Genomic DNA, 11,276 nt, shown 5'->3' with positions numbered 1-11,276 from the left:
TATGTCACCTCACGATGGTCGCGACGGGGAGCTTCTCGATCCGGATCGCCGACGCCTTGAACTCCGCCGTCCCCGCGATCGGGCAGTTCGCCTCGATCGTCAGCTGGTTGGTGTCCACCTCGTCGGGAAAGTGCATGGTCATGAAGGCGAGCCCGGGCCGCAGCGCGGTGTCGATCCACACCGGCGCGACGACCGAGCCGCGCCGTGAGCTCACCCGGACCTCCTCGCCGACGACGACCCCGTACCGCTCGGCGTCCTCCGGGCACAGCTCCACGAACTCGCCGCGCCGCAGCGGGGAGGCGAAACTCCCGCTCTGGACACCGGTGTTGTACGAGTCGAGCCGTCGCCCGGTGGTGAGCCGGATCGGGAACTCCTCGTCGGTGAGGTCGACCGGCGGATCGTGCTGGACGATCCCGAACGGCGCCGGCATCCCGCGCCGGCCCGGGTCCGGCTCCCACAACCGGCCGTGCAGATAGGTCGGTTCCAGCTGCTCCGTGCTCGGACAGGGCCACTGGATGCCCTGCTCCTCCTCCAGGCGTTCGTACGTCATCCCGTAGTGGTCCGGCGACACCGACCTGAGCTCGTTCCAGACCGCCTCGGCGTCGGCGTACTTCCACTCGTGGCCGAGCCTGGCCGCCAGCTCGCAGATGATGTCGATGTCCTCGCGCGCCTCGCCGGGCGGGGTGACCGCCCGCCGGACCCGCTGGACCCGCCGTTCACTGTTGGTGGTGGTGCCCTCGGTCTCGGCCCAGCCGGCGGTGGCCGGAAGGACGACGTCCGCCAGCTCGGCCGTCTTCGTCAGGAAGATGTCCTGTACGACGAGGAAGTCCAGCTGCCGCATCCGCCGTACGGCCTGCTCGCTGTCCGCCTCCGACTGCGCCGGGTTCTCGCCGATGCAGTAGACCGCCTTGAGCGTGCCCTCCTCCATCGCCTCGAACATCTCGGTGAGGTTGAGGCCGTAGTGCGGCTGGATGACGGTGTTCCAGGCGGACTCGAACTTCAGGCGGGTGTCGGAGTCGAGGATGTCCTGGAAGCCGGGCAGGCGGTTGGGGATGGCGCCCATGTCGCCGCCGCCCTGCACGTTGTTCTGCCCGCGCAGGGGCTGCAGGCCCGAGCCGTACCGCCCCACATGGCCCGTCAGCAGGGACAGGTTGATCAGCGCGCGCACGTTGTCGGTGCCGTTGTGGTGCTCGGTGATGCCGAGGGTCCAGCACAGCTGGGCGCGCTCGGCGCGGGCGTAGGCGTGGGCCAGCTCACGGATGGCGGCGGCCGGTACGCCCGTCACCTTCTCCGCGAGGGACAGCGTCCACGGCTCGACGAGCGCCTTGTACTCCTCGAAGCCGCTGGTGGCCCGCTCGATGAAGGCCTCGTTGGCCAGTCCGGCGTGGATGATCTCGCGGCCGATCGCGTGCGCCATCGGGATGTCGGTGCCGACGTTCAGCCCGAGCCAGCTCTCCGCCCACTCGGCGGTGGAGGTGCGGCGCGGGTCGACGGCGTACATGCGGGCGCCGTTCCTGATCCCCTTCAGCGCGTGCTGGAAGAAGATCGGGTGCGCGAAGCGGGCGTTGGAGCCCCACATCACGATGACGTCGGTGTGCTCGATCTCCTCGTACGAGGAGGTGCCCCCGCCCGAGCCGAAGGCCGCCGACAGGCCGGCCACGCTGGGCGCGTGGCAGGTGCGGTTGCAGGAGTCGACGTTGTTGGTGCCCATCACGACACGGGCGAACTTCTGGGCGACGTAGTTCATCTCGTTGGTGGCCCGGGCGCAGGAGAACATGCCGAACGCGCCGCGGGCCGCCGCGAGGCCGCGCGCCGCGCGGTCCAGCGCCTCCTCCCAACTTGCCTGCCGCAACGGCTCGTCGCGGGAGTCCCGGACGAGCGGGTGCGTCAGCCGGGTGTACGTCTTCGGAGTACGGTCGCGTTTGCTCATACGGCGCTCCTCATGCGGCGCTCCTCAGTGCGAGCAGGTCCGAGATGGCGTGGACGGTGCGCAGGGTGGGCACCTCCACGCCGGTGATCTCCGCCAACTCGACGACCGCCGCGAGGAGTACGTCGAGTTCGAGCGGCTTGCCGCGCTCCAGGTCCTGGAGCGTGGAGGTGCGGTGGTCGCCGACCCGCTCGGCGCCCGCGAGGCGGCGCTCGATGGAGACGCCGACCTCGCAGCCGAGGGCCTCGGCGACCGAGAGCGTCTCGGTCATCATGATCTCGATGACCTTGCGGGTGCCGCCGTGCAGGCACATCTGCCGCATGGTGGCGCGGGCCAGCGCGCTGATCGGGTTGAAGGAGATGTTGCCGAGCAGTTTGAGCCAGATGTCGTTGCGCAGGTCCGGCTCCACCGGGCACTTCAGGCCACCGGCGATCATGGCCTCGCCGAGGTCGAGACAGCGCCTGGACACGCTGCGGTCGGGCTCGCCGACGGAGAACCGGGTGCCTTCCAAGTGCCGTACGACACCGGGTCCTTCGAGTTCGGTCGCGGCGTACACGACACAGCCGATGGCCCGTTCGGGCGCGAGCACCGCACTGACCGCGCCGTCCGGGTCCACACTTTCTATGCGGTGGCCGTCGTAGCGGCCGCCGTGGCGGTGGAAGTACCACCAGGGGATGCCGTTCTGGGCGGCCACGACCGCTGTGGTGTCGTGCAGAAGGGGCTCGACGAGCGGCCCGCACGCCGCGTACGAGTTGGCCTTCAGGCCCAGGAAGACGTAGTCGACCGGACCGACTTCGGCCGGGTCGTCGGTCGCGTGTGCGCGGGCGGTGAAGTCGCCGCGCGGACTGAGCACCCGCACCCCGTGCTGCCTCATGGCCGCGAGGTGCGGTCCACGGGCGATGAGGTGCACGTCGGCGCCTGCGCGATGGAGCGCGGCTCCGACGTAGGCGCCGATGGCACCGGCGCCGAGGACTGCAACTTTCACTTCGGAACGCTCCGTTCGGTCGAGGGAGTACCGCGGAGGTGACTGGGAAAGGTCCGACAGCAGTGAAACCGTCGAATCCTGTCGACGGAATATTGTCTACAGTATGGATAGTGGGTCAGCAAGGGTTCGCGCACGCACCCGCCTGTTCCCGTGCCATCCCGCGGCTTCCCGGACGGTGTTCGACCGTTCGTCGCGTGCTGCATACCGCTCACCGCATACGGTCGACGTGCCGCCTTCTCAACTTCCCTCCTGCTCCCTACCGTTCGGGATCATGAGTCCACCGGTCGCACCCCCGGGATGGAGCCGCTGGCTGGTTCCGCCCGCCGCTCTGTCGGTCCATCTGTCCATCGGCCAGGCCTACGCCTGGAGCGTGTTCAAGCCGCCGCTCGAATCCGCCCTCGGCCTCAGCGGCACGCAGAGCGCGCTGCCGTTCCAGCTCGGCATCGTCATGCTCGGTCTGTCGGCCGCGTTCGGCGGCACGCTGGTGGAGCGCAACGGGCCGCGCTGGGCGATGACGGTCGCCCTGATCTGCTTCTCGTCCGGCTTCCTGCTCTCCGCACTGGGCGCGGCCACCGAGCAGTACTGGCTGATCGTTTTCGGCTACGGCTTCGTCGGCGGGATCGGCCTCGGCATCGGCTACATCTCCCCGGTCTCGACGCTGATCAAGTGGTTCCCGGACCGGCCCGGCATGGCCACCGGCATCGCCATCATGGGCTTCGGCGGCGGCGCGCTCATCGCCTCGCCCTGGTCGGCGCAGATGCTGGAGTCGTTCGGCAGCGACAGCTCCGGGATCGCGATGGCGTTCCTGGTGCACGGACTGTCGTACTCCGTCTTCATGCTGCTCGGCGTGCTGCTGGTCCGGGTGCCGCGCACCGAGAAGCCGGTCGGCGACGGGCCCGGCGTGTTCGACGGACCGCAGGTGTCCGCCCGCAACGCCGTGCGCACCCCGCAGTTCTGGTGTCTGTGGATCGTGCTCTGCATGAACGTGACCGCGGGCATCGGCATCCTGGAGAAGGCCGCCCCGATGATCACGGACTTCTTCGCGAACACCTCCACACCGGTGTCGGTGTCGGCCGCCGCCGGCTTCGTCGCCCTGCTGTCCGCCGCCAACATGGCGGGCCGGATCGGCTGGTCGTCGACCTCCGACCTGATCGGACGCAGGAACATCTACCGCCTCTACCTGGGCGTGGGCGCGCTGATGTACGGGCTGATCGCGCTGGCCGGCGACTCGTCGAAGCCGCTGTTCATCCTGTGTGCGCTGGTGATCCTCTCCTTCTACGGCGGCGGCTTCGCGACGATCCCCGCCTATCTGAAGGACCTCTTCGGCACCTACCAGGTGGGCGCCATCCACGGGCGGCTGCTCACCGCCTGGTCCACGGCCGGCGTCCTCGGACCGCTGATCGTGAACTGGATCGCCGACCGGCAGGAGGAGGCGGGCAAGGACGGCTCGTCCCTGTACACGATGTCCCTGTTCATCATGATCGGGCTGCTCGCCGTCGGCTTCGTCGCCAACGAGCTCGTCCGCCCCGTCGACCCCCGCCACCACGTCCCGTCCCCCACTTCCGCCCCGGCGTCGAAGGAGGCCGCAGATGTCCAGCGACAGCAGTCCGCCTAGCCGGCGGGGCCTGATCGCCTTCGCCTGGGTGTGGGTGGGGGTACCGCTCGCGTACGGGATCTACGAACTCGTACAGAAGGCGACGCAGCTGTTCACCGGGTAGGCGTTCGAATGCTGTTCGGGCGTCCGATGGTCTGATAGAAGCCCACAACACGGGCGCCCGATTCCTGTGGCATCACTTGCAGCCGTACCCGCGAGTCACTGATCAGACTGGTGAATCCCGCTACCCGATGTTCGAGGGGACCACCATCGATGAACGGCTCGCGCATCGCCGCAGTCGGCCACTATCAGCCCGCCAGGGTGCTCACCAACGAGGAGCTGGCGGGCATGGTCGACACCAGTGACGAGTGGATCACATCCCGGGTCGGCATTCGAACGCGCCACATCGCCGGGCCCGACGAGCCCGTCGACGAGCTGGCCGCGCACGCCGCTGCCAAGGCGCTCGCGGCGGCGGGCCTCACGCCCGCCGACATCGACCTGGTCCTGGTCGCCACCTCCACCGCCATCGACCGCTCCCCGAACATGGCCGCCCGCGTCGCGGCCCGCATCGGCGTCCCGTCTCCCGCCGCGATGGACATCAACGTCGTCTGCGCCGGGTTCACCCACGCCCTGGCCACCGCCGACCACGCCGTACGGGCGGGAGCCGCGGCCCGCGCGCTGGTGATCGGCGCCGACAAGATGTCCGACGTGACCGACTGGAGCGACCGTACGACCTGTGTGCTGGTCGGCGACGGGGCCGGCGCGGCCGTCGTGGAGGCGTCCGGCGACGCCCGCATCGGGCCGGTGCTGTGGGGTTCGGTGCCCGAGATGGGGCACGCGGTGCGCATCGAGGGGCAGCCCGCGCGGTTCGCGCAGGAGGGGCAGAGCGTCTACCGCTGGGCGACGACGCAGCTGCCGGCCATCGCCCGCCGGGCCTGCGAGCGGGCCGGCCTCGCACCCGCGGACCTCGCCGGGGTCGTCCTGCACCAGGCCAACCTGCGCATCATCGAGCCGCTCGCCGAGAAGCTCGGCGCGGTCAACGCCGTGGTCGCGCGGGATGTGTCCGAGTCCGGCAACACCTCGGCGGCGAGCATTCCGCTGGCGCTGTCCAAGCTCGTGGAACAGGGGCGGATCTCGACGGGGGACCCCGTGCTGCTCTTCGGCTTCGGTGGCAACCTGTCGTACGCCGGGCAGGTCGTGCGCTGCCCCTGATGCCGGTGTGATGTGGCCGACTCCCCGCTTCCCTGGCCTTTGTGCGCCGTAGACTGTAGACGAAAGACAATTGATACTGGCTTTCCGTGACGGTCGGCTACGCGACGCAGTCGCCCGGTGATCGCCCAGGAGGGGACCGATGTTGTCGACAGGACTGCCGCAGGGTGCGGTGCCCAAGCTCGAACGGCCCGGCCCGCTGCGCGACCGCGTCTACGAGGCGCTGCTCGAACTCATCACGACCCGCGCCCTCCAGCCGGGCCAGCATCTGGTCGAGAGCGAACTGGCAGGTCACCTCGGCGTGTCCCGGCAGCCGGTGCGCGAGGCGCTGCAGCGCCTGAACACCGAGGGCTGGGTCGATCTACGGCCCGCGCAGGGCGCGTTCGTGCACGAGCCGACGGAGGAGGAGGCCGACCAGCTCCTCACCGTCCGCACCCTCCTGGAGGCCGAGGCGGCCCGCCTCGCCGCCGCCCGCGCCGACAGCGCCGGCATCGCAGCCCTGGAGCACCTGTGCGCGGAGGGCGAGAACGCCGTCGCCGCCGACGACGTGGACGCCGCCGTCGCGCTCAACGCCCGCTTCCACGCGAAGATCATGGAGCTCGCCGGCAACGCGGTCCTCGCCGAGCTGGCGGCCCAGGTCGACCGGCGCGTGCGCTGGTACTACACGCCGGTCGCCCGTCAGCGCGGGGAGCAGTCCTGGATCGAACACCGCGGCATGATCGCCGCGATCACCGACCGGGACGAGCAGGGCGCCACGCAGCTGATGCGGGAGCACACCGAGCACACGCGACGGTCGTATCACGACAGGGGCAAGTCCTGAGCGCTGCCGCGGAGTTCAGTACTGCGTGGTGTTGCCCGTGGCATCCGTGCGCGGACTCGCGAGCTGGATCCACGTGCCCATCTCCCGCTGCTCGATGCGGGTGACGTTGGCGGCGAGCATTTGATCCCGGATCCCCGGGTCGGCGTACGGCTCGGCGCCGGTGTAGTAGAGGCGGCGTTCCGCCTCGACCGCCTCGCGGGCCTCGCTGAAGCGCAGGTAGTCGTCCTGCCAGTGGAAGACGGACCGCAGGCCCGTGATCACCACGACGGCGCCGCCAAGGATCGCGGGCACCTCGGCGGTCCCGGGTGAGATGACCGCCGACACCGGGATCGAGGCGGAGACGAGCAGCAGCAGGGTCTCGGTGAGCCGGAAGTTGCGACGGGCCCTGATGGCGGCGCGGTGGTACCAGTCGTACGACCCGTTCGCCACGCGCATCGCATAGCCGGGACCGCTGTCGGGCGATGAGCCGCCGGACCTCGGGGGAGTGGCGGGGACGGGTAGGTGGGGCCTGGCCGGAACAGGTGGTGACGGCGTGCCGTCGGCGCTGTCCGCGGCCTGAGCCGATGCCGGTTCGTCGGGCGAGGTTCCCTGAGCCATTCGCGCTCCCCCCAAAGCACTGCTGCTGGAGGGACAGGGTAGCCAACCGGCCCCTTCCGCGCGGCACTTGCGCGCCCTCGGCGCACCGAGACCGTCGGCGGCACACGTCGTACCGATCTCGTCTTTGTCCTGTGAGTGGAGAAAGTTGATGGCAATCTCTGCGCAACTTCTTCCCAGCCCCGGCGCTCACTGCTACGTTCCCCTCGAAAGCAGGCCGCGGACGTGGCCGAAACCCGGCGCGTACAGGCCGATTGAGGCGGGGAGGGGCTCGTGAGACGCATGACGGCACGACCCGCGAACGGTCACCAGGCCAAGCTGCTCAGGCTGCTGCGCGACGGCGGACCCAACTCCCGGGCCCAGCTGGGCGATCAGATCGACCTCTCGCGGTCCAAGCTGGCCGTCGAGGTGGACCGCCTGCTGGAGACCGGGCTGGTCGTGGCCGACGGACTCGCCGCCTCGCGCGGTGGGCGCCGCTCCCACAACGTCCGGCTCAATCCCGGGCTGCGTTTCCTCGGCGTCGACATCGGCGCGACCTCGGTCGACGTCGCCGTCACCAACGCCGAGCTGGAAATCCTCGGCCATGTCAACCAGCCCATGGACGTTCGCGAGGGCCCGGTCGCGGTCTTCGAGCAAGTCCTGTCCATGGCAGCGAAGTTGAGGGCCTCGGGGCTCGCGGAAGGGTACGACGGCGCCGGCATCGGCGTCCCGGGACCGGTCCGCTTCCCCGAGGGCGTCCCGGTCGCTCCGCCGATCATGCCGGGCTGGGACGGCTTCCCCGTGCGGGAGGCGCTCAGCCAGGAACTCGGCTGCCCGGTCATGGTCGACAACGACGTGAACCTCATGGCGATGGGGGAGCAGCACGCGGGCGTCGCACGCTCCGTGGGCGACTTCCTCTGCGTCAAGATCGGCACCGGCATCGGCTGCGGCATCGTCGCGGGGGGCGATGTCCACCGGGGCGTCACGGGCAGCGCGGGCGACATCGGGCACATCCAGGCCGTGCCCGACGGCCGCCCCTGCGCCTGCGGCAACCGGGGCTGTCTGGAGGCCCACTTCAGCGGGTCGGCCCTCGCCCGGGACGCCGTCGAGGCGGCCCAGCAGGGTCGGTCGGAGGAACTCGCCTCGCGGCTGGAGGCGAACGGCACCCTGACCGCGGTCGACGTCGCCGCCGCGGCCGCCGCGGGCGACGCCACCGCGCTCGACCTGATCCGCGAGGGCGGCAACCGCGTCGGCCAGGTCATCGCCGGACTCGTCAGCTTCTTCAACCCCGGCCTGGTGGTGATCGGCGGCGGGGTGACCGGCCTCGGCCACAACCTGCTCGCCGCGATCCGCACCCAGGTCTACCGCCAGTCGCTGCCCCTGGCGACCGGCAACCTGCCGATCGTCCTGGGGGAGTTGGGTCCCACCGCCGGAGTCATCGGCGCGGCCCGGCTCATCAGCGACCACCTGTTCTCACCCGCGTAAGCCGCCTACGTCGTACGGCTCCCGCGCACAGCACTCCGCACCGCCCTGCTCTGCCCCGCACAGCACCGCGCTTCGCTCCGCCCTGCCCTGAACCGGCCCGCACGCCCGCCAAGGGGACCTCATGGCATCAGAACCACCCCTGCTCAGCATGTCCGGCATCACCAAGTCGTTCCCCGGAGTCCGCGCCCTCGACGGTGTCGACCTCGACGTCCAGGCCGGTGAAGTGCACTGTCTGCTCGGTCAGAACGGCGCCGGCAAGTCCACGCTCATCAAGGTCCTGGCCGGCGCCCACCAGCCCGACACCGGCACCATCCGCTGGCGCGGCGAGGAGGTCACCCTCCGCTCGCCGATCGCCGCCATGCGCCTCGGCATCGCCACCATCTACCAGGAACTCGACCTGGTGGAGCACCTGTCGGTGGCCGAGAACGTCCACCTCGGCCATGAACCGACGGCCGCCGGGTTCGTCGTACGCGGAAAGGTCGCGCGGACGTCGACAGCGCAGCTGCTGAAGCGGCTCGGGCATCCCGAGATCGACCCCGCCCGCCTGGTCGGGGAGTTGTCGGCGGCCCAGCAGCAGATCGTCTCCATGGCACGGGCGCTGTCCCACGACGTACGGCTGATCGTGATGGACGAGCCGTCCGCGGCCCTGGACCCGGACGAGGTCGACAACCTCTTCCGCATCGTCGGCGACCTCACCGCCGCCGGAGTCGCCGTCGTCTACATCTCGCACCGGCTGGAGGAGATCCGCCGGATCGGCGACCGGGTGACGGTGCTGAAGGACGGGCGCGCAGTCGCGGGCGGGCTCCCCGCGAAGAGCACGCCGACGCGCGAGGTCGTGGCGATGATGACGGGGCGCAATGTCGAGTACGTCTTCCCCGAGCGGCCGGCGCAGGACGCGGCCGGGGAGCCGCTGCTGGAGGTGCGCGGGCTCGCCCGGGACGGCGAGTTCGAGCCGCTCGACCTGACCGTGCGGCCCGGGGAGATCGTCGGGCTTGCCGGCCTGGTGGGCTCGGGGCGCTCGGAGATCCTGGAGACGATCTACGGGGCCAGGAAGCCAACGGCCGGTCAAGTCCTCGTGGACGGGCGGGCGTTGCGGCCCGGCAGTGTGCGGGCCGCCGTGCGCGCCGGGCTCGGGCTCGCCCCCGAGGAGCGCAAGGCGCAGGCGCTGCTGATGCTGGAGTCCGTCACCCGCAACGTGTCGGTCTCGTCCATGTCCCGCTTCTCGCGCGGCGGCTGGATCGACCGGTCCGCCGAACTGGGGGCGGCACGGGCCGCGACCCGCGAACTGTCGCTGCGGCCCGACAACCCGTCCGTGCCGGTGCGCACGCTCTCCGGCGGCAACCAGCAGAAGGCCGTCCTGGCCCGCTGGCTGCTGCGGGGCTGCCGCGTCCTGCTGCTCGACGAACCCACCCGCGGCGTCGACGTCGGCGCCCGCGCCGAGCTGTATGCCGTGGTCCGGCGCCTGGCCGACGAAGGCCTCGCCGTGCTCCTGGTCTCCAGTGAAGTGCCCGAAGTGCTGGGCCTCGCCGATCGCGTCCTGGTGCTGCGCGAGGGCCGTGTCGTACACACGGCTCCCGCGCGCGAACTCGACGAACACCGCGTACTCGACCTCGTCATGGAAGGAAGCCCGGCGTCATGACGCAGCACGCCTCCCCGCCCCGGGACAGCACCGGCAAGGTGCAGTCGGCCGGAGCACCGCCCGCCTGGCGGGGCCTGATGGCCCGCGCCGACGTGCGCACGCTCTCCCTGCTCGGCGTCCTCGCCGCGCTCATCGTCATTGGCGGCATCACCAAGCCGGACGAGTTCCTGGACACCCGCAACCTGCAACTCGTCCTCACCCAGGCCTCCGTGATCGGCGTCGTCACCGTCGGCATGACCTTCGTCATCATCTCCGGCGGCATCGACCTGTCCGTCGGCGCGATCGTCGCGCTCGCCTCGGTGTGGGCGACGACGGTCGCGACCCAGGAGTACGGCTTCGCCGGCATCCTCTTCACGGCGGTGATCGTCGGCGTGGGGTGCGGGCTGGTCAACGGGATGCTGATCGCGTACGGCGCGATGGTCCCGTTCATCGCCACGCTCGCCATGCTGGCGTCCGCGCGCGGTCTGGCCCTCCAGATCACCGACGGCAAGACGCAGATCGTCACCATTCCCTCGGTCCTCGACCTCGGCGAGCGCGACGCGTACGTGCTCGGCATCCCGCCGCTGGTCATGGTGTTCGCGGTTGTGACGGTCATCGGCTGGCTGGTGCTGAACCGTACGACCTTCGGGCGGCGCTCGGTCGCCGTCGGCGGCAACGCGGAGGCCGCGCGGCTCGCCGGCATCGACGTCCGCCGCCAGCGGCTCTACCTCTATCTGCTGTCCGGACTGTGCTGCGGCATCGCCGCCTTCCTGCTGATCATCCTGTCCGGCTCCGGTCAGAACACCAACGGCAACCTCTACGAACTCGACGCCATCGCCGCCGCGATCATCGGCGGCACCCTGCTCACGGGAGGCCGCGGCACCATCGTCGGCTCCGTCCTCGGCGTCCTGATCTTCACGACGATCACCAACATCTTCGCCCTGAACAACCTGCAGAGCGACGTCCAGCAGATCGCCAAGGGCGCGATCATCGTCGCCGCCGTGCTGGTCCAGCGCCGTACCGCAAGCACGACCTGAGGGTCGTCCCGCTTCCGCTCCGCACGAC

General features: G+C 70.5%; 10 protein-coding genes. 7 read left to right on the top strand and 3 right to left on the bottom strand.

Features of this window, described 5'->3' with window-relative positions; genetic code table 11:
* Positions 1 to 4: 4 nt before the first annotated feature.
* Both ACFY5C_RS03635 and ACFY5C_RS03630 read right to left on the bottom strand, forming a co-directional pair.
* A complete protein-coding gene (locus tag ACFY5C_RS03635; RefSeq protein WP_389439937.1) occupies positions 5 to 1,930 on the bottom strand; it encodes a molybdopterin oxidoreductase family protein in 1,926 nt (641 codons plus the stop codon).
* A gap of 10 nt (positions 1,931 to 1,940) precedes the next feature.
* A complete protein-coding gene (locus tag ACFY5C_RS03630; protein ID WP_389439935.1) occupies positions 1,941 to 2,912 on the bottom strand; it encodes a 2-dehydropantoate 2-reductase in 972 nt (323 codons plus the stop codon).
* Between the two features lie 271 nt (positions 2,913 to 3,183).
* Between ACFY5C_RS03630 and ACFY5C_RS03625 the strand changes: the two genes are divergently transcribed.
* The 4 genes from ACFY5C_RS03625 to ACFY5C_RS03610 all read left to right on the top strand — a co-directional run bounded on the left by ACFY5C_RS03625 (position 3,184) and on the right by ACFY5C_RS03610 (position 6,535).
* The gene (locus tag ACFY5C_RS03625) at positions 3,184 to 4,527 is read left to right on the top strand and encodes an OFA family MFS transporter (protein ID WP_389439933.1); all 1,344 of its coding nucleotides are present in this window, start codon (positions 3,184 to 3,186) and stop codon (positions 4,525 to 4,527) included.
* A complete protein-coding gene (locus ACFY5C_RS03620; protein WP_389439931.1) occupies positions 4,502 to 4,630 on the top strand; it encodes a hypothetical protein in 129 nt (42 codons plus the stop codon). Before ACFY5C_RS03625 ends, ACFY5C_RS03620 begins: the two co-directional genes overlap by 26 nt.
* Before the next feature lie 149 nt (positions 4,631 to 4,779).
* A complete protein-coding gene (locus ACFY5C_RS03615) occupies positions 4,780 to 5,718 on the top strand; it encodes a beta-ketoacyl-ACP synthase III (protein WP_389439929.1) in 939 nt (312 codons plus the stop codon).
* 139 nt (positions 5,719 to 5,857) lie between these two features.
* Entirely contained in the window at positions 5,858 to 6,535 is a 678-nt protein-coding gene (locus ACFY5C_RS03610) for a GntR family transcriptional regulator (RefSeq protein WP_389439927.1), read from the top strand.
* A 15-nt stretch (positions 6,536 to 6,550) separates the two neighbouring features.
* On the opposite strand, the gene ACFY5C_RS03605 is transcribed toward ACFY5C_RS03610, so the two are convergent.
* The gene (locus tag ACFY5C_RS03605; RefSeq protein WP_389439925.1) at positions 6,551 to 7,132 is read right to left on the bottom strand and encodes a DUF4231 domain-containing protein; all 582 of its coding nucleotides are present in this window, start codon (positions 7,130 to 7,132) and stop codon (positions 6,551 to 6,553) included.
* Positions 7,133 to 7,411: 279 nt separating this feature from the next.
* Here ACFY5C_RS03605 and ACFY5C_RS03600 point away from each other — a divergent pair, with 279 nt between their 5' ends.
* The 3 genes from ACFY5C_RS03600 to ACFY5C_RS03590 all read left to right on the top strand — a co-directional run bounded on the left by ACFY5C_RS03600 (position 7,412) and on the right by ACFY5C_RS03590 (position 11,248).
* Positions 7,412 to 8,593: an ROK family protein gene (locus ACFY5C_RS03600; RefSeq protein ID WP_389439923.1), complete on the top strand. Its 1,182-nt coding sequence runs from the start codon at positions 7,412 to 7,414 to the stop codon at positions 8,591 to 8,593.
* A gap of 121 nt (positions 8,594 to 8,714) precedes the next feature.
* Positions 8,715 to 10,232 (top strand): sugar ABC transporter ATP-binding protein, encoded by a 1,518-nt coding sequence (locus tag ACFY5C_RS03595; protein WP_389439921.1) that lies wholly within the window; start codon positions 8,715 to 8,717, stop codon positions 10,230 to 10,232.
* On the top strand, positions 10,229 to 11,248 hold the full coding sequence (locus ACFY5C_RS03590) for an ABC transporter permease (protein WP_328421205.1): 1,020 nt from the start codon (positions 10,229 to 10,231) through the stop codon (positions 11,246 to 11,248). The genes ACFY5C_RS03595 and ACFY5C_RS03590 overlap by 4 nt, the downstream gene beginning before the upstream one ends.
* Positions 11,249 to 11,276: the final 28 nt, after the last annotated feature.

The sequence above is a fragment of the Streptomyces sp. NPDC012935 genome (genome assembly GCF_042900345.1).
Classification (GTDB): domain Bacteria; phylum Actinomycetota; class Actinomycetes; order Streptomycetales; family Streptomycetaceae; genus Streptomyces.
This window is presented reverse-complemented; position numbering and strand designations above follow the sequence as displayed.

Coding starts and splice junctions, on each gene's coding strand:
- ACFY5C_RS03635 (WP_389439937.1), bottom strand. CDS start 1,930: ATGAGCAAACGCGACCGTACTCCGAAGACGTACACCCGGCTGACGCAC.
- ACFY5C_RS03625 (WP_389439933.1), top strand. CDS start 3,184: ATGAGTCCACCGGTCGCACCCCCGGGATGGAGCCGCTGGCTGGTTCCG.
- ACFY5C_RS03620 (WP_389439931.1), top strand. CDS start 4,502: ATGTCCAGCGACAGCAGTCCGCCTAGCCGGCGGGGCCTGATCGCCTTC.
- ACFY5C_RS03615 (WP_389439929.1), top strand. CDS start 4,780: ATGAACGGCTCGCGCATCGCCGCAGTCGGCCACTATCAGCCCGCCAGG.
- ACFY5C_RS03610 (WP_389439927.1), top strand. CDS start 5,858: ATGTTGTCGACAGGACTGCCGCAGGGTGCGGTGCCCAAGCTCGAACGG.
- ACFY5C_RS03605 (WP_389439925.1), bottom strand. CDS start 7,132: ATGGCTCAGGGAACCTCGCCCGACGAACCGGCATCGGCTCAGGCCGCG.
- ACFY5C_RS03600 (WP_389439923.1), top strand. CDS start 7,412: ATGACGGCACGACCCGCGAACGGTCACCAGGCCAAGCTGCTCAGGCTG.
- ACFY5C_RS03595 (WP_389439921.1), top strand. CDS start 8,715: ATGGCATCAGAACCACCCCTGCTCAGCATGTCCGGCATCACCAAGTCG.
- ACFY5C_RS03590 (WP_328421205.1), top strand. CDS start 10,229: ATGACGCAGCACGCCTCCCCGCCCCGGGACAGCACCGGCAAGGTGCAG.